Source organism: Bacillus sp. WC2503, from assembly GCF_052682895.1.
Map to the genome: position 1 here is coordinate 4,452,151 of NZ_JBQYMD010000001.1, position 18,230 is coordinate 4,470,380.

The 18,230-nt window shown below is 38.1% G+C and carries 21 protein-coding genes; 2 read left to right on the forward strand and 19 right to left on the reverse strand.

The features are described from left to right. Nucleotides 1-372: 372 nt before the first annotated feature. From upp to ACUN26_RS23055, 6 genes are all read right to left on the reverse strand, one after another. Complete coding sequence (gene upp, locus ACUN26_RS23030; protein ID WP_000517536.1) at nt 373-1,002, reverse strand: uracil phosphoribosyltransferase; 630 nt, start codon at nt 1,000-1,002, stop codon at nt 373-375. A gap of 272 nt (nt 1,003-1,274) precedes the next feature. Continuing rightward, on the reverse strand, nt 1,275-2,516 hold the full coding sequence (glyA, locus tag ACUN26_RS23035) for a serine hydroxymethyltransferase (protein ID WP_000349812.1): 1,242 nt from the start codon (nt 2,514-2,516) through the stop codon (nt 1,275-1,277). A 253-nt stretch (nt 2,517-2,769) separates the two neighbouring features. Continuing rightward, nucleotides 2,770-3,342 carry a TIGR01440 family protein gene (locus tag ACUN26_RS23040; protein ID WP_000136360.1) on the reverse strand — a complete coding sequence of 191 codons (573 nt, stop codon included), beginning with the start codon at nt 3,340-3,342 and terminating at the stop codon, nt 2,770-2,772. Between the two features lie 66 nt (nt 3,343-3,408). Continuing rightward, nucleotides 3,409-3,852 carry a ribose 5-phosphate isomerase B gene (rpiB, locus tag ACUN26_RS23045; protein ID WP_000869542.1) on the reverse strand — a complete coding sequence of 148 codons (444 nt, stop codon included), beginning with the start codon at nt 3,850-3,852 and terminating at the stop codon, nt 3,409-3,411. A gap of 96 nt (nt 3,853-3,948) precedes the next feature. Next, nucleotides 3,949-4,389 (reverse strand): low molecular weight protein arginine phosphatase, encoded by a 441-nt coding sequence (locus ACUN26_RS23050; RefSeq protein ID WP_000832366.1) that lies wholly within the window; start codon nt 4,387-4,389, stop codon nt 3,949-3,951. A gap of 231 nt (nt 4,390-4,620) precedes the next feature. Beyond that, nucleotides 4,621-5,118, reverse strand: coding sequence for a PTS sugar transporter subunit IIA (locus tag ACUN26_RS23055; protein WP_000473661.1), 498 nt, complete (start codon nt 5,116-5,118; stop codon nt 4,621-4,623). A gap of 388 nt (nt 5,119-5,506) precedes the next feature. Here ACUN26_RS23055 and ACUN26_RS23060 point away from each other — a divergent pair, with 388 nt between their 5' ends. Both ACUN26_RS23060 and ACUN26_RS23065 read left to right on the forward strand, forming a co-directional pair. Continuing rightward, on the forward strand, nt 5,507-5,893 hold the full coding sequence (locus tag ACUN26_RS23060; RefSeq protein WP_000968621.1) for a DoxX family protein: 387 nt from the start codon (nt 5,507-5,509) through the stop codon (nt 5,891-5,893). 166 nt (nt 5,894-6,059) lie between these two features. Beyond that, entirely contained in the window at nt 6,060-6,671 is a 612-nt protein-coding gene (locus ACUN26_RS23065; RefSeq protein WP_000949060.1) for a flavin reductase family protein, read from the forward strand. A 191-nt stretch (nt 6,672-6,862) separates the two neighbouring features. On the opposite strand, the gene ACUN26_RS23070 is transcribed toward ACUN26_RS23065, so the two are convergent. The 13 genes from ACUN26_RS23070 to murA form a co-directional block, all read right to left on the reverse strand. Beyond that, on the reverse strand, nt 6,863-7,141 hold the full coding sequence (locus ACUN26_RS23070; protein WP_000197482.1) for a DUF3935 domain-containing protein: 279 nt from the start codon (nt 7,139-7,141) through the stop codon (nt 6,863-6,865). A gap of 79 nt (nt 7,142-7,220) precedes the next feature. Beyond that, nucleotides 7,221-7,352: a hypothetical protein gene (locus ACUN26_RS23075; RefSeq protein ID WP_001094286.1), complete on the reverse strand. Its 132-nt coding sequence runs from the start codon at nt 7,350-7,352 to the stop codon at nt 7,221-7,223. Between the two features lie 19 nt (nt 7,353-7,371). After that, nucleotides 7,372-7,920 carry a manganese efflux pump MntP gene (locus ACUN26_RS23080; protein WP_000142481.1) on the reverse strand — a complete coding sequence of 183 codons (549 nt, stop codon included), beginning with the start codon at nt 7,918-7,920 and terminating at the stop codon, nt 7,372-7,374. A gap of 77 nt (nt 7,921-7,997) precedes the next feature. Next, nucleotides 7,998-9,038: an L-threonylcarbamoyladenylate synthase gene (locus ACUN26_RS23085; protein WP_000557330.1), complete on the reverse strand. Its 1,041-nt coding sequence runs from the start codon at nt 9,036-9,038 to the stop codon at nt 7,998-8,000. 108 nt (nt 9,039-9,146) lie between these two features. Beyond that, nucleotides 9,147-9,605, reverse strand: coding sequence for a mechanosensitive ion channel protein (locus ACUN26_RS23090; protein ID WP_000758449.1), 459 nt, complete (start codon nt 9,603-9,605; stop codon nt 9,147-9,149). Nucleotides 9,606-9,654: 49 nt separating this feature from the next. Further along, nucleotides 9,655-10,506, reverse strand: coding sequence for a stage II sporulation protein R (spoIIR, locus tag ACUN26_RS23095; protein ID WP_000745081.1), 852 nt, complete (start codon nt 10,504-10,506; stop codon nt 9,655-9,657). 113 nt (nt 10,507-10,619) lie between these two features. Continuing rightward, nucleotides 10,620-11,471 (reverse strand): peptide chain release factor N(5)-glutamine methyltransferase, encoded by an 852-nt coding sequence (gene prmC, locus ACUN26_RS23100; protein WP_001267071.1) that lies wholly within the window; start codon nt 11,469-11,471, stop codon nt 10,620-10,622. Then, nucleotides 11,471-12,538 carry a peptide chain release factor 1 gene (gene prfA / locus ACUN26_RS23105; RefSeq protein WP_000887062.1) on the reverse strand — a complete coding sequence of 356 codons (1,068 nt, stop codon included), beginning with the start codon at nt 12,536-12,538 and terminating at the stop codon, nt 11,471-11,473. The genes prmC and prfA overlap by 1 nt, the downstream gene beginning before the upstream one ends. Nucleotides 12,539-12,681: 143 nt before the next feature. Beyond that, nucleotides 12,682-13,269 (reverse strand): thymidine kinase, encoded by a 588-nt coding sequence (locus tag ACUN26_RS23110; protein ID WP_000280856.1) that lies wholly within the window; start codon nt 13,267-13,269, stop codon nt 12,682-12,684. 108 nt (nt 13,270-13,377) lie between these two features. Next, nucleotides 13,378-13,623 carry a type B 50S ribosomal protein L31 gene (locus ACUN26_RS23115; RefSeq protein ID WP_000643435.1) on the reverse strand — a complete coding sequence of 82 codons (246 nt, stop codon included), beginning with the start codon at nt 13,621-13,623 and terminating at the stop codon, nt 13,378-13,380. Nucleotides 13,624-14,147: 524 nt separating this feature from the next. Continuing rightward, nucleotides 14,148-15,419, reverse strand: a complete 1,272-nt coding sequence (gene rho, locus ACUN26_RS23120) for a transcription termination factor Rho (protein ID WP_001053898.1) — start codon at nt 15,417-15,419, stop codon at nt 14,148-14,150. Between the two features lie 271 nt (nt 15,420-15,690). Continuing rightward, the gene (glpX, locus tag ACUN26_RS23125; protein ID WP_000442336.1) at nt 15,691-16,656 is read right to left on the reverse strand and encodes a class II fructose-bisphosphatase; all 966 of its coding nucleotides are present in this window, start codon (nt 16,654-16,656) and stop codon (nt 15,691-15,693) included. A gap of 116 nt (nt 16,657-16,772) precedes the next feature. Next, the gene (gene murA / locus ACUN26_RS23130) at nt 16,773-18,062 is read right to left on the reverse strand and encodes a UDP-N-acetylglucosamine 1-carboxyvinyltransferase (protein ID WP_000413250.1); all 1,290 of its coding nucleotides are present in this window, start codon (nt 18,060-18,062) and stop codon (nt 16,773-16,775) included. Nucleotides 18,063-18,230: the final 168 nt, after the last annotated feature.

Consider the following 18,230-nt stretch of genomic DNA (forward strand, 5'->3'; position numbering starts at 1 on the left):
TCCCCGTTGTTAGCATACAATAGGGTATTAACAGTGTCAACGAGAAATCGTAAAAAATCAAAAAATTTGAGTATTAGGCATTTCCTCCCAAAAATGAAAACGTTCCCCTTCTAAATACTGGTTAGAGATATGCAATTTCTAACAGTTTTCTCTTTATAATGGAAGGAAATGTTCACAAGTTTGTCACTATTATATTTTTAAGATATAACGCTTTCCTTCCATAATATAGTGCTCCTTAGACGTAAGACTTCTATATTATATGTGTTGTGTATGCAACTTATGTTGTATACACGTTGCATATTTATCCCCCTCCCCTGCCTGCATACCCGGGACAAAAAAAGACGAGTAGGGAATTCCCTCTCGTCAGTTGTCTTACTTCGTTCCGAATAAACGGTCACCAGCATCACCAAGACCTGGCACTACATAACCGTGGTCATTTAACTTTTCATCTAATGCTGCTACATAAATATCAACATCAGGATGCTCTTCTTGTACTACTTTTACTCCTTCTGGAGCTGCTACGATACACATTAATTTAATTTGTTTCGCACCGCGTTTTTTCAGAGAGTTAATTGCTTCAGCTGCAGAACCACCTGTTGCTAGCATCGGATCTAGTACGATAAAGTCACGCTCTTCTACATCCGTTGGAAGTTTCACATAGTATTCTACCGGTTGCAATGTTTCAGGGTCACGGTATAAACCAACGTGTCCTACTTTTGCTGCTGGAATTAATTTCAGAATTCCATCAACCATTCCTAAACCTGCACGTAAAATCGGAATTAAACCAAGTTTTTTACCAGCGATCACTTTTGTTGTCGCTTTACTTACAGGCGTTTCAATTTCAATGTCTTTAAGTGGAAGGTCGCGAGTAATTTCGAAAGCCATTAAGCTTGCTACTTCGTCCACTAATTCACGAAAATCTTTCGTACCTGTATTCTTATCGCGAATATATGTAATCTTATGTTGAATTAACGGGTGATCAAATACATACAGTTTTCCCATGTGAATCTCTCCTTTAGATGATATTCATGCGTTTGCACGCTTTTTTACACTATTTACGATTGTAAAGAAAACGCTACTAATATTCAAGGGCAAATTTGGCAAAATCATGATTTTACGATGAATCTATCTAGTATCTTTACCAATAATGGGAGCTGTATCCTTCATTATATCGCCAAAATTTATTCATCATTTGTATACATACTTTAAAAACAATATATGTCCTCAAAAAAAACTGCTAAAACAAGTACGTTTCAGCAGTCTTTTTCAATCTATTATAGATCTGTATACATTGGGAATTTGCTCGTTAACGCTTCTACACGCTTACGTGCTTCTTCTAATGCAGCTTCATTTTCATGATTTTTTAATGTATAAGCAATAAGTGCAGCAATTTCATCCATGTCTTCTAAACCGAAACCACGAGATGTTACAGCTGCCGTACCGATACGTACGCCACTTGTTACAAATGGGCTTGCTGTTTCAAATGGGATTGTATTTTTGTTCACTGTAATACCAACTTCATCTAATACGTGCTCCGCTACTTTACCTGTGATTTCTAAATTACGAACATCAATCAAGATTAAGTGATTGTCTGTTCCACCAGAAACAAGTGTAAGTCCTTCTTTTTGAAGGCCTTCAGCTAAGCGGTTCGCATTATTAATGATATTTTGTGCATATGTTTTAAAGTCATCTTGAAGCACCTCACCAAATGCAACAGCTTTTGCAGCGATTACATGCATAAGTGGGCCACCTTGAATACCAGGGAAGATTGATTTATCAATTTGTTTTGCAAATTGCTCTTCACATAAAATCATACCACCACGCGGGCCACGTAATGTTTTATGTGTTGTTGTTGTAACGAAATGTGCATGTGGTACTGGGTTTGGATGTAAACCAGCAGCTACTAAACCAGCGATATGTGCCATATCAACCATTAAGTATGCGCCCACTTCATCTGCAATCTCACGGAATCGTTTGAAATCGATAACACGAGGGTATGCACTTGCACCTGCTACGATTAATTTTGGTTTATGTTCTTTCGCTTTTGCTAATACATCATCGTAATTAATACGGTGAGAGTCAGCATCCACGCCATATTCTACGAAATTATATTGTACTCCACTGAAGTTAACAGGGCTTCCGTGTGTTAAGTGACCACCATGAGATAAATTCATACCAAGTACTGTATCGCCTTGCTCTAGAATTGTGAAATATACTGCCATGTTCGCTTGTGCACCAGAATGTGGTTGAACATTTACGTGCTCTGCACCGAAAATTTCTTTTACGCGATCACGTGCGATATCTTCTACTACGTCTACGTGTTCACAACCACCGTAGTAACGTTTTCCAGGATATCCTTCAGCATACTTATTCGTTAAAACAGAACCTTGCGCCTCCATTACTGCTTCACTTACGAAGTTCTCCGAAGCGATTAACTCAATCTTTGAACGCTGTCTTCCTAGTTCTGCCTCAATTGCAGCAAATACCTTTTCATCTTGACGTTTTAAATGATCCACCAAAATCCCCCTTTTCTGAACGAATTACATCAATTCCCAACAGTTTTTTCTTATTTATTCAGAAAAAACGAAAATTCAGGTTGTAATTCTTTCGAACCTTCATGTTTTCAACTACATTCTAACATGACTTTCTATATCATAAAAGAAAAAAAAGACCGAAAATCGGTCTTTTCTTTCTTCTATTATAAAGTCAGACAACATACCTTTTATCCTATGATGAAAAGCTGCTATATGACTTCCTCATTTTTCGCATTTAACGGCAAGTAATCGTTTCTTCCTCCGCTGCATAAACAGCACGTGCTCCACCTATTAGTTTTCCACGTGTTTTCGCCATCGTTACATGTGCATTTCCAATTTCCTTCACACTTGTACGAACTGGAACAGCTACATGCTTTAAATGCATACCAATAAATGTATCACCAATATCCATTCCAGCATCCGCTTTAATAAATTCAACTACTACCGGATCTTTCAAATTGTGATACGCATATGTCCCCAATGCACCACCTGCTGATCTAACAGGCGTAACTGTTACAATTTCAAATTGATATTTTATCGCTACTTCTCTCTCAACTACTAAAGCACGGTTTAAATGCTCGCAACATTGGAACGCTAACGCAATACCTGTTTGCTCTTGAAATTGTTTTAACTCAGAAAAAATCGCCTCTGCTACTTCCATCGTTCCTGATGTTCCAATTCTTTCTCCTAGCACTTCGCTCGTGCTACACCCCACTACAAAAATTTGACCACTTTGCAATGAAGCTTGTTCTTGGAAATCAGAAAGCGATATTTGTAGCTGTTCTCTTACCTTTACGATTTCTGTCATTACGCCTCTTCCTTTCACAGGTTGGTTCACCAAATTATATTTCACACTACTGATAGTTAGAATCTATTACTTTGTTTCGTATGTTTTAATTTTTCCTACGCGGTTTTCGTGACGGCCACCTTCATAGTCAGTTGTTAACCAAATTTTTGCGATATCACGCGCTAGACCAGCACCAATTACACGCTCGCCCATTGCTAGCATGTTAGTGTCATTATGCTCTCTCGTTGCTTTCGCACTGAAAGTATCATGAACTAACGCACAACGAATACCGTTTACTTTGTTTGCCGCGATTGACATACCGATGCCTGTCCCACAAACTAAAATACCACGATCCACTTCACCATTTGCTACCATTTCCGCTGCTGGAAATGCAAAATCAGGGTAATCAACTGAACCAGCTTCACATTCACAACCTAAATCAATATATTCAATATTTAATTCTTCTAATAAACTTACAAGTTCTTTACGGATATTCATACCGCCGTGATCAGATGCTATTACTACTTTCATTTTTACCCCTCCAAAGTTTCAATCAATTATCTTCATTTCACATTCGCTACCTCAATAGGACGAAGTGATCTCCAATATCGTATTATACACGAAACATCAACCCTCTGAATGTTTTTTCAGTAAAGTTTGTACAAGTTTTTCCATCTCATCTAACGTTTCTTTATAAATAGAAAGCGATCCTCCAAAAGGATCTGAAATGTCTTTACCTATACCTTCAGTTAGTCCATATAATGTATTCAACTTCTTTTCAACACTCGGATAGTGACCAAGTACAAGTTGCTTATGATTTTCCGTCATCGTTACGACAATATCAGCCCAATCAAGCAAAGCTTCATTTACCTGCTGCGCGGCATGATCGATTGAAATTCCTTTTTCAGCTAAAGCTTCCTTCGCATATATCGATGCATCGCTTCCAGGATAGGCGAAAACACCAGCAGATTGCACTTCAAACTTATCTCCTCCATGATGACGAAGTAACGCCTCAGCCATCGGACTACGACATGTATTGCCAGTGCAAACAAATAACACTCGTTTCATCCAAACCCACCCCTTATATTGTATCTTTTCCCTTTAATAATAGCTTACATTAGGATGGAACAAAAGAAATGTGAATATACAAAAGGCGCATTTTTCTAAGAAAAATGCGCCTATCCACATATATGTGAAACCCTATTTCCAAGTGCCTAGAGTATTTTAACATACCTACTAAACATACAACAAAAAATAAGGAATCCATTTCATATGAAACGGATTCCTTTTATACAACAATTATTTCATTGTAACTTTCATTACTTCTGTTGAACCTTTTGTAGCTGTTACACCTACAGTTGTCTTAATAGACTCAGCTGCATCTGTGTTTGTAATAACGATTGGAGTAATCGTGCTTTTCGCTTTTTCACGGATTAATTCTAAGTCGAATGAGATTAATTTATCTCCAGCTTTTACAGCTTGTCCTTCAGAAACGTGAGCTTCGAAACCTTCACCTTCCATTTTTACAGTTTCTAATCCAACGTGGATTAAAATTTCTGTACCGTTTTTCGCTTTAATTCCGATAGCATGTTTCGTGTGGAATAATTGTACGATTTCACCATCAACTGGAGATACAACTACACCTTCAATAGGATCGATTGCAACACCGTCACCCATCATACGACCAGCGAATACTGGATCTGGTACTTCTTCAATATTTTTCACTGCTCCAGTTAATGGAGCTACAATTGTTTCTTCATTTGTTTTTGAACCAAGACCGAATAATTTTTTAAACATAGGATAGTCCTCCTTATAATTTACCTAAAAGTTTATAGGGCAATCCCTAGTAAAGCTCGGGATACATGTAAGACTTCATACTTCGAATATTATACTGTAAAAACGCTTTCGAAATAAATTACGTCATTACTAATAGACTCTTATTGTAGCGCTTCACAAAATTCCAGTCAATTCTGATTGTCTGAATAACAATAAGAAGTTAACTTCTACTTATATTTTCTCTTTTTTCGCCCAACTTGTCTAGAGGTCTTTACTACATTTTATTTTTTGTCGTTAATTTGTAAAATTTAATTCAAACTTTTTTCGAAATTCACTTGACTAAAGTAAGTAACTATTTTATCATTACTTACATAAGGTAAGTTAATAAACTTTCAGGAGGTTTTCAAAAATGATGGATTTCGGTCTTCTTATTATTCGTCTTATTATAGGAATTACATTCATGGGTCATGGTGCTCAAAAATTATTCGGTTGGTTCGGTGGTTATGGCTTAAAAGGAACAGGCGGTTGGATGGAATCAATCGGTTTACGCCCTGGTGTATTTATGGCATTTATGGCTGGTGCAACTGAATTACTAGGTGGTTTCTTATTCGCATCAGGTATTTTCACTGTAATTGGTTCATTATTTATCGTTGGAACAATGTTAATGGCAATCTTCACTGTTCACGGAAAAAATGGTTACTGGGTAACACAAGACGGATTTGAATATAATTTAATGTTAATCGCTGTCGCTGTTGGTGTCGCTTTAATCGGGCCTGGCGCATACGTTTTACTTTAATATTTATCTCAATTTCAAGATGTTTACTTAAAAAGAGATTACTTCAGTATAATTGAGGTAATCTCTTTTTTACATCATTAAAAAAATATTATTTCCAGCAGGAGTTTCCCACTAACATCTTGTAAACAAACAATAAGTCGTCATATTCAGAAGGGAGATTTTAAACATGTTATCAATTAATCCAAATGAACAAACGGAAAAAGAGAATTACAAATTATTAACGGGCAGCATTATTCCACGTCCCGTCGCATTCGTTACTTCTATAACAAAAGACGGTGTATTAAATGGAGCGCCTTATAGTTATTTCAATATTGTTGCTGCTAATCCACCACTTATTTCAGTTTCTGTACAACGAAAAGCAGGAACACCGAAAGATACTTCCCGAAACGCAATGGAACAAGGAGAGTTTGTTGTACATATTTCTGACGAATCTTACATAGAAGCGATTAATGAAACAGCAGCTAACCTTCCGCCAAACGAGAGTGAAATCGAACTAGCAAAACTAACACCAATTAAAAGTGACGTCATCTCTGTTCCAGGTGTGAAAGAAGCGAACATTCGAATGGAATGCGTACTAGAACGCGCAATCCCTCTTGGCGGAACGGAAGACTCACCAGCTTGCGATCTACTAATCGGACGCATCGTTCGTTTCCACGTCGCAGAACACCTATACGAAAAAGGCCGCATTCACGCAGAAGGACTAAAACCAGTAAGCCGTCTAGCAGGACACAACTATGCAAAATTAGGAGAACAATTTGAATTGGTGAGGCCAGTTTAAAAGCGGAAGCGGCTCGCCCAGAATCGCAGGGCATTGGAGCCCTCGACCTTGAAGCGCTTTTTGCTTCATGCGCGAGAGCGAAATGACCGGAGATTCTAGCCGCTGGAGCTGGATATATCTAAAAGCGAAGGTAACTTAATTACCTCCATCACTCAAACATAAAATCCCCTGCTAAATAGCAGGGGATTTTATCATTGTAATTCTTCCTTCTTTTCCTCTAAAGCAGGCAATTTCTCTTTTTTCGGTTTCCCAAGCTTAATTACTAAGAAATATAGGGAAAGCAATGTAATAAGAAAAACAATTAAAAAAGGGTATGGAGAATAAAAAGTACGCGCTGCCTCAGTCTTTCCGGCAACAAACTTCAATGACTCAATATCTAAAAACTCAGCAAACATTTGTACACCGAGCATACTAAACCAAAAAACAAAAAAACTAATAATAATACCAAAAACTTGCTTCAATCTCGTCATTCATCTCATCCTTTCTATATCTGTAATTTTTAGTGCAATAAATATAGTACAAACAAAATATGCACAGAAAGGAACCATCTCACCATTCACGAATTAACTTAATCCAACCTAACATCGAAATTTGCAAAATAATACCCCAAATTATAAGTCTTCTTAGCCATCGAGGAAAGAAGGTTAAAAACTTAACATACCATTCCAATAGCGTGTTCATAATTCCCTCCTACATAAAATTATATAGGAAAAAGGATATATAATCCAAATCCAACCAGAATGATACCACCTACTATCTCACCATATGTACCGAGTATACCTTTCGCATGTCTACCAATTAATAAACCAAACCACGCTAATAACATGCTAATAAATCCAAAAAGTAATATTGTAATAATCGTCTGTGCTCCGTAAATACCAAGACTAAGGCCTACCGAAAAGCTATCTATACTGACGCCAAATGCAAATACAAATAAACTAATTCCAATAGGAGCTGTTCTAGTCTCTTCGTTTTCTAAAATAGACGAATATACGATATAAAACCCTAGACCAATTAATAAAATAGCACCTGCAAAATGTGCAATGTCCCCATACTTCTCTGATAAAAAACGACCTAATACCATTCCTATAAATGGCATGATTATATGAAAAATCCCTATCGTCATACCGATATACAGGATTTGTCTTAACTTTAAGGTCATCATCCCCATACCAAGACTCACCGAGAACGCATCCATCCCTAAGGCGAATGCCATAATTATTAAAGGTATTAGCTGTTCAAACGTCATTCATGTCCCTCCTCGGACGTGCTACTTCAAAATATGCTTATCCGAGGAGAAATATTCTGTTTGCTAATCGTACATTATCATTCAGTAATAATATGATGTCCTGCTGCTTTTGTTAAGCGATTCATTATTGCATTCCCTATTCCGTCATTCGGGAACGACTCACTAAAAATAACATCCACTTCACTTGCATCGAACGTTCTAAGTACATCATATAATTTGGTCGCAACACTAGCTAAATCACTTCGCATACCACAAGATAATACGACATCTGCACTATATACATGCTGATATTCTTCTGTCGTTAATACACCTACTTTAAATCCTTCATCCTTCTTCTTATCCACAAGACGCTGAATAAACTCACGTGATCCTTCAACAATACTAAGTGGCGCTTTCGGTGCATAATGTGTATATTTCATTCCAGGTGATTTCGGTTTTTCCTTCTCGTCCTTTAAAGCTGGATCTAAAGAAACAGTACCTATTACTGCTTCCAATTGTTCTTTCGTAATCCCGCCTGGACGTAAAATTGTTGGAATCTCACTTGTACAATCGATTACAGTTGATTCAACGCCTACTCCCGTTGCCCCACCATCAACAATACCTGCAATCTTTCCATTTAAATCTTCATATACGTGAGAAGCTAACGTTGGGCTTGGACGCCCTGAACGATTCGCACTCGGTGCTGCAACCGGTACATTCGCCTCCTCAATAAGAGCGAGCGCTACTGGATGATCCGGCATTCTTACTCCAACCGTATTAAGACCTGCCGTCACCTTCTCAGAAATACCTTCTTTTCTTGGCAAAATAATCGTTAATGGTCCTGGCCAAAAGTGTTCCATTAACTTCTCCGCAACCGGCGGAATTTCATTTACAATCCCATCTAACTGAGATTTTGTACCTATGTGAACAATAAGTGGATTATCACTTGGTCTCCCTTTTGCTTCAAAAATTTTCGCAATTGCTTCATCATTCATCGCGTTTGCACCTAGCCCATATACCGTTTCCGTAGGGAAGGCAACCGCTTCGTTTTCTCTTAATAGTCTTGCTGCTTCTTGTAACTGTGGATAATTTTTTTTTCTTTCCACAACATTATCCACAACCCACATATTTGTGTGCATTTTTTTCCACGTCCTTTTCTACCCTGAAATACTTGTCTATTTTTAGTTTACTATGAGATTTATCCAAAAGACAAACAAGGTTTATCCACAAAATGTGGATAAACCTAATTAATCCGTGGATAACTTTGTGAATAGCTGACAATTTAGTATTATTGCATTTGGCTCTTTTATATTTTTACAAAAGTGTTCTAGCTGTCGAATTCCCTCTGGCACTTTCTCTCTCTCTATAGTGACAAAGTCAAAAAACTGAAAGATTGTTATAGATTGTGGATGATTTGTTAGTAAGTACAATTGTCGAATATTTTTTTCTTTCATATACTGCAAAAACATTTCGAAAAAATATAAGAAAGTCTGTTTATCCACATGAGGTGTGAATAAACAAGAACGAATAAGTGCATTTTCTTCACTTTGTTCATATCCAATTACAGCTCGTATTTCTTCCGCCTCTTCCAAAATCATAAATTGTGCGTATAACTCATTTATTTTATCATCTTTTTTATTAGCTTGTCCGAAAAAAGAATGTAATCTTTCTACATCCTCTTTCGTAGCAAAATACACTTTCTTCATAATAAATCCCTCCTCATCTTTATATATGAGAAGGGACTTGTTAATAGTACTATTTAGAAAATAAAGATGTAAAAGCTTCTACAATAAATAATTTAACTTCTGGCTTTTTTTCTTCCTCTTCTACATGTACATACTCATTTTGTTTTTCTTGCTTTTTCTCCACTTTTTCCACTGTTTTTGTTTCTTCTTTACTTACAGGCTGTTCTTCTACTTTTATTTCACTTTTTACTACTTTCTTTTCAGAAGCTGTTACTTTTTTTGCTACTTCCTGTTTTACAACTTTCTTTTCCTTCACCTTATCCTCTTCTATCTTTGGTGAATCGACTATATCCCCTTCAGCTTGTTCCACTTGATCTTCTTCAGGAGATTCAGCCTTCACAACATGCTCTTCTTTTCTTACAGCTGTACCACTTGAAAAATCTAAGAAACACATTGGAGGAAATAACACACACCACCAATTCGCCCCTTCACCTTTTCCAATTGTAATGAGTACCGCTTCATATTCTCCTGCTGGATAAATAAAATTCCCATATACCTTTGTAGGAAACTTTACATTCTTACCAAATTTCACTTGGAATGACTCTGTACTGCCTTCCTTTTTTAGCGTGTTTTTCACTGTTTTTTCGATTTCTGGAATATGACTTTGAATTACCTTTCGCGCCTCTTCAAATGACGTTAAATCTGCTACCCATCCATCAATTTGCGCTTTTACTTCATCGCGTACTTTACGCTTTAACGCCTGATCTTTATCTGAATCACTATTTGCTAAAATTCTTAATCGAACGGCCTCTTTCGGAATAACAGAAGGCCCTTTCGCATCAGCTTTCATATATCCAAACTGCACAAGTAACTGTGCACCAATTAATAATAGAAGAAGATAAGCAATAACTTGTTTTTTCATTTCCTCCACCGTCCCCTCTACAAACAGTGTGGACAGACTTTCATCTTTCTAAACTATTAAATTCAAAATCTATATGAATTTTCCCCACAAAAAAATAGAGTAAGGTGTGAACCTTACTCCATCTCTGCAAATACCATACGATCTTTTCCGTTAATATCAAAAACAACTTCAACATGAGCATGCGGAAAGGCTTGTTGTAACAATTCCTTTACATCCTCACCTTGCCCTACTCCAATTTCAAATGCCACAATTGCTTTCTTCTGCAACACGTTCGGCAATTCTTCCATAAAACGGCGATAGAAATCTAATCCATCTTCACCGCCAACAAGTGCTCTCTTTGGTTCATGCTCTTTCACAACAGGAGAAAGACCACGCCAATCCTCTTCTGGTATATATGGAGGGTTTGAAACAACAACATCTAACTTTTGATCTATTTTATAAAATGGTGACAATAAATCACCGTGATAGAACGTTACTTCTGCACCCAAAGATTTTGCATTTTCTTTTGCAACTTCAATCGATTCTCGTGCAATATCTACCGTATACACATGAAGATTTTTATTTTCTAAAGCGAGCGTAATAGAAATTGCTCCACTACCTGTACCAATATCCGCTACATGAAGTTTCTCATTACCAAAGTGACGCTCAATTCTCTCTAGCACTCCTACTATAAGCTCTTCCGTTTCAGGCCTTGGTATTAATACCTCTTCATTCACAAAAAACGAGCGTCCATAAAACATTTCATAACCGAGCATATATTGGATTGGAATACCTTCCACGTGCTTGTGGATAAATTCTGCAAAACTTTTCTCTTGTTCCGCGGTTATCTCTTCACGCATATTCATGAGCATTCCTGTTCTGTTCGTCTTTAATACATGACAAAGGACAAGCTCTCCCGCATTTTCATCTCGTCCATTTTCCTGTAAAAAAGAAGAAGCCCATTTCAGGGCTTCATAGACACGCATTACTCAGCTGCCTCCATCTTTTGCGCCTGATCTTCCATCACTAAGGCATTGATGAAATCATCTAACTTACCTTGTAGGATTTGATCTAGCTTTTGAATCGTTAAGCCGATTCGATGGTCAGTAACACGGTTTTGCGGGAAGTTATACGTACGAATACGCTCTGAACGGTCTCCCGTACCAACAGCTTGTTTACGGTTTTGATCGTACTCAGCTTGCGCTTCTTGTCTGAATTTATCATAAACACGTGCACGTAATACTTTCATTGCTTTTTCTTTATTCTTAATCTGTGATTTCTCATCCTGACAAGATACAACTACACCAGTCGGTAAATGCGTTAAACGTACCGCTGACATCGTTGTATTAACGCTCTGTCCACCAGGACCACTAGAAGCAAATGTATCAACACGAACATCTTTTTCATGAATAGTAATTTCTACTTCTTCTGCCTCTGGTAATACAGCTACAGTTGCTGTAGATGTATGAATACGTCCACCAGATTCCGTTTCAGGAACACGTTGTACACGGTGAGCACCATTCTCGAATTTCAGCTTCGCGAAAGCACCTTTACCGTTAATCATAAAGATAATCTCTTTATATCCACCTAACTCTGTATAGCTCGCTTCGATAATTTCAGTTTTCCAACCTTGCACCTCAGCATAACGGCTATACATACGATATAAATCACCAGCAAATAAAGCTGCCTCATCACCACCAGCAGCACCACGAACCTCCACGATAACGTTTTTATCATCATTAGGGTCTTTTGGAACAAGTAAAATTTTCAGACGTTCTGATAATGTTTTCTCTTGTCCTTCTAATTCAGAGACTTCTTCCTTAACCATTTCACGCATATCAGCGTCTAACTTATCTTCTAACATTGCTTTTGCATCTCGTAATTGCTCACGAACATCTTTATACTCACGGTACACCTCTACCGTTTCTTGCATATCAGATTGTTCTTTTGAATACTCACGAAGCTTATTTGTATCGCTAATAACCTCTGGGTCACTTAACAATTCATTTAACTTCTCATAACGATCTTCTACAGCTTGCAAACGATCTAACACATCATTCACCTCTACATCCTAGTATCTAATACAAATAGTATATGGTACTTACTCAAAAAAACGCAAATTATATTTAAAAGCGCAAGCGGCTTGCACCACTCATTCTCTCTATTTTGAAAAAAACCCGCCCTACAAAGCGAGTTTTACTTATTTTTGTTTGCAGGAACTGCATGACAATGACGACAACGTGGTTCGTACGATTCTGAAGCTCCAACTAAAATAATCGGATCATTAAATGCCGCCGGCTCTCCATCAATTAATCGTTGTGTACGACTTGCCGGAGATCCACATGTAGAACATACTGCTTGTAGTTTTGTTACGTGTTCAGCAATCGCCATCAGCTGAGGAACTTGTCCAAATGGTAGACCACGGAAATCTTGGTCTAAACCAGCTACAATGACACGATAGCCACGATTTGCCAATACTTGCACCACTTCCACAATGTCCCCATCAAAAAATTGCACCTCATCGATTGCAATAACATCCAACTCTTCTGTAATATGTTCAAATATATCCTTTGAAGCTGAAACAGGAACTGCTTTTACCTTTAATCCGTTATGTGATACAACATCTTCTTCACTATAACGATTATCAATACATGGTTTAAATACAATTGCATGTTGTTTCGCAAATTGCGTGCGGCGCACACGGCGGATTAGCTCTTCTGATTTACCAGAAAACATACTACCGCAAATCACTTCAATCCAGCCATTTTGATTTATTAAGTACATGAAGCTCTCCTTTCATCTACTTTTTAGTTAAAAGTAGGGTAAAGGTATAATATTTTCGCAAAAAAAACAGACAAGCGAATACATACACTTGCCTGTTTTATGTTTTTATTACTTGATACCGTATTTCTTATTGAAGCGATCAACGCGTCCGTCTGCAGTAGCAAACTTCTGACGTCCAGTGTAGAATGGGTGAGAATCAGAACTGATCTCAACTTTTAGTAATGGATAAGTGTTACCATCTTCCCACTCAACAGTTTCGCTAGAGCCTTTAGTAGACCCGCTTAAGAATTTGAAGCCTGTGTTTGTGTCCATGAATACAACTTTCTTGTAATCTGGGTGAATTCCTGCTTTCATTCTTTTCATCTCCTTCCGCCCTGAATCATTTTCGAAACAGAGTTTTTCATCTTCAGCTGCATACACAACTATATTGATGAAACACATATGATGAAATTATAACAAGGCTAACTTCATTTTGCAACTACCTGTTTTTGTCTTTTTAAATTAAAAGTGGAGACGGCTCGTTCAGCTCTGACTGGCTAAGGTTCTCTCGCACAAAAGGTGCTCTTTACCTTTAGTGCGGGAGGTTCTTAGACACGAAGAGCTAGCCGTCGGAACTAGATACAATTTAAAAGCATAAGCGGCTCGTTCAGAATCCAGGACACTTCAAACTCTCGACCTTGAAGCGCCTTTTGCTTCGAGCGAGAGAGTGAAATGACCGGAGATTCTAGCCGCTGGAGCTGGATATTATCTTAAAGTGGAGGTGGCTTGCTTAGCTCTGACCGGCTAAAGTTCTCCCACTTACTTCTCCCTTTAACATCACCTAAAAAACATAAAAAAACTCGCTTACTACGAAATAAGCGAGTCCCAATCTTTTCCCTTTACTTAGTTGTTACATATCTTTTCGAGTCTGCAACAATGTTTTGTAAAAATTCTTCATTTGTCTTTGTTTGACGAAGTTTACGTAAGAAACCTTCAACGAAGTCTGGTGTATCACGCATTGTTTTACGAATACCCCACAACTTGTCTAAATGCTCTTTCGGAATTAATAGATCTTCTTTACGCGTACCAGAGCGACGAATATCAATCGCTGGGAAGATACGACGCTCAGCTAATGAGCGATCTAAGTGAAGTTCCATATTTCCAGTTCCTTTAAATTCCTCGTAAATTACATCGTCCATACGAGACCCTGTATCAACAAGCGCTGTTGCTAAAATCGTTAAGCTACCGCCCTCTTCAATATTACGCGCAGCCCCAAAGAAACGCTTCGGTCTATGGAAAGCCGCTGGGTCGATACCACCCGATAATGTTCTACCACTTGGCGGAATAACGAGGTTGTAAGCTCGCGCTAAACGGGTAATACTATCCATTAAAATGATAACGTCTTTTTTGTGCTCTACAAGACGCATTGCACGTTCTAACACAAGTTCAGCTACTTTAATATGATTTTCTGGTACTTCATCAAAAGTAGAACTTACAACATCGCCCTTAACAGAACGTTCAATGTCTGTTACTTCCTCTGGACGCTCATCAATTAGAAGCACAATTAATTCTGCTTCTGGATGATTTGTTGTAACACTGTGTGCAATTTCTTTTAATAGACTTGTTTTACCCGCCTTTGGAGGCGCAACAATTAAACCACGTTGTCCAAATCCAACTGGTGCGATTAAATCCATGATGCGTGTCGGTAACTTTTTCGGTTCCGTTTCCAATTTCATTTGGCGATCTGGGTATAATGGTGTTAATGCAGGGAAATGCACACGCTCTTTTGCTGACTCTGGATCATCTCCGTTTACAGCTTCAACTTGTAATAATCCAAAATAGCGTTCATTTTCTTTCGGAGGTCGTACTTTACCAGAAACCTTATCTCCATTACGTAAATCGAAACGACGAATTTGCGAAGCTGAGATATAAATATCTTCTGAGCTTGGAGAATAGTTGATAGGACGTAGGAATCCAAATCCTTCTGATTGAATAATTTCTAATACGCCTTCCATGAAAAAGAAACCTTCTTTTTCTGCTCGAGCTTTTAAAATGGCGAAGATTAATTCTTTTTTCGTTAATTTGCTATAATACGAAATCTTAAATTCTTTCGCAAGCTCGTATAACTCTTTTAATTTCATGTTTTCTAATGCTGCAATTGACAAATTCATTCAGACACCACACTTTAACGTTATTCTCTTTTCACATGGGTAAAGGGAAAAAATACGGAAGGCAAATAATTAATAATGAAAGGCAATAAGTTCAAGTAGGGTAATATTCACTATTGTAACCCTTTTATCTAGTTTTAATCAATACGTTGGGACACAAATACAATAAGCGAAGACAAGAAAATTTGTCTTCGCTTATTATTTAATCTAGTTTTAACAACTAGAATGGTCGGTAGCTTTGCTTCTTCCATTCTGAACGAGCCGCTTGCACTTTTTATTTAATAACCAAGTTCGGTTTTTTATTTAAACTATGGCGTCCGTCTACGAAACGTACTGTACCTGATTTTGCACGCATAACAAGAGATTGTGTTGTTCCAACGCTACCTTTAAATTGAACGCCTCGTAACAATTCTCCGTCTGTTACACCTGTTGCTGCAAAGATTGCATCGTCACCCTTTACTAAGTCTTCCATACGAAGGATACGATTTATATCTTCAATACCCATTTTTTTACAACGAGCTAATTCAGCTTCATTTTGAGGAAGAAGCTTTCCGTGGATTTCTCCACCTAAACATTTTAATGCGACAGCTGCTAATACTCCTTCAGGAGCCCCACCAGAACCGAATAAAATATCTACACCTGTACGGTCAAATGCTGTATTGATTGCTCCAGCTACATCTCCATCGTTAATCAATTTAATACGAGCACCAGCTTTACGAATTTCTTCGATAATTGCTTGATGACGTGGACGGTTTAAAACTGTTGCTACAACATCTTCAATATCCTTGTTTTTTGCTTTCGCAACTGCACGTAAGTTATCAATAATAGGTGCATCAATATCAACGGCTCCAACTGCTTCTGGACCAACCGCGATTTTATCCATGTACATGTCAGGAGCATGTAACAAATTACCATGATCTGCAATTGCAATAACGGCAAGTGCATTCCATCCGCCAGCTGCTACAATGTTTGTCCCTTCTAAAGGATCAACTGCAACGTCTACGCGCGGGCCATACCCTGTACCTAATTTCTCTCCGATATACAGCATTGGCGCTTCATCCATCTCACCTTCACCAATTACAACTGTACCTTTCATCGGAATTGTATCAAATACATCACGCATAGCTGACGTTGCTGCACCGTCTGCTTCATCCTTTTTCCCGCGTCCCATCCAACGCGCTGATGATAATGCTGCAGCCTCTGTTACACGTACTAACTCCATAGATAAACTTCTTTCCACGATAATCCCTCTCCTTTAAGCCTTTATATTTCTGCCGTATTTTGTGAACTTTATTTTTCTATAAAGTGTACTTCCGCAAATAGTGATACTTCGCTCCCCACTTGCGGAAGTATCACTTATGCGTTCTTCAGCTCTTCAATTTCTTGCTCTGTCATTTGTTCTCGCCAAATGTTTGCACCAAGCCCTTTAAGCTTGTCTACTATATTTTCATAACCTCGATCAATATGCTCAAGTCCGGTTACTTCGGTAATTCCATCCGCCATTAATCCTGCAATAACAAGCGAAGCCCCAGCTCGTAAGTCACTCGCCTTCACTTTTGCACCTTGTAATAAAACAGGACCAGTTACAATTGCCGAACGACCTTCTACTTTAATTTGTGCATTCATACGACGTAATTCATCAATATGTTTGAAACGAGCGCCGTAAATTGTATCCGTTACAACTCCCGTCCCGTGCGCCTTTGTTAAAAGCGTCGTAAACGGCTGTTGTAAATCTGTTGCGAAACCTGGATATACAAGCGTTTTTATATCAACTACTTTTAACCTTCTATTACCGTTCACTTTAATTTGATCATCGTTCGTTTCAACTTGAACACCAGCTTCTCTTAGCTTTGCAGTAACTGACTCTAAATGCTGAGGAATAACATTATCAACTGTTACTTCTCCTCCTGATGCCGCTCCTAAAATCATATACGTACCAGCCTCAATACGATCTGGAATGATAGTATGGTGACAACCATGCAGTGAGTCCACACCATCAATTCGGATTACATCTGTACCAGCACCTTTAATGCGTGCTCCCATGCTTGTTAACAATGTAGCTACATCAATAATCTCGGGTTCTTTCGCTGCATTTTCAATAACAGTTCTACCTTTTGCTCGGACAGCTGCTAGCATAATATTAATCGTAGCCCCTACACTAACAACGTCTAAATAAATACGCGCCCCGCGCAATTCATCTGCTCTTAAATAGATAGCACCTTGTTCATTCGTAACATGTGCACCTAACGCTTCAAACCCTTTAATATGCTGATCAATCGGCCTCGGTCCTAAATGACATCCACCTGGAAGCCCAATAACAGCTTTTTTAAAACGACCAAGCATCGCACCCATTAAATAATAAGAAGCACGCAACTTTTTCACTTTTCCATTTGGTAAAGGCATCGCAACCATGTTAGAAGGATCGACTACCATCTCTTCCTCCTGCCCATATGTTACTTTCCCTCCAATTTCCTCTAGTAAGTCTCCTAACATTTTCACGTCCGAAATATTAGGAACTCCACCAATGGTTACTGGAGTATCTGCTAAAATTGTCGCTGGAATTAGTGCAACAGCGCTGTTTTTCGCACCACTCACTCGAATTGTTCCATTTAAAGCTCTTCCGCCTTCAATTAGCAATTTTTCCATATTGAGCTCCCTTCTTGTGAATGTATTTACCTTCTAAATTCTTTATAAAAAGAATTAGAAGATTCCCCTTAAGAATCTCAATCACTCTTTCCATCCCAAAACTCAATAAATAGGAAACCATTATCTCCATTTCTCCTATATTCCGAATAGATAAAGATTAACTATTCA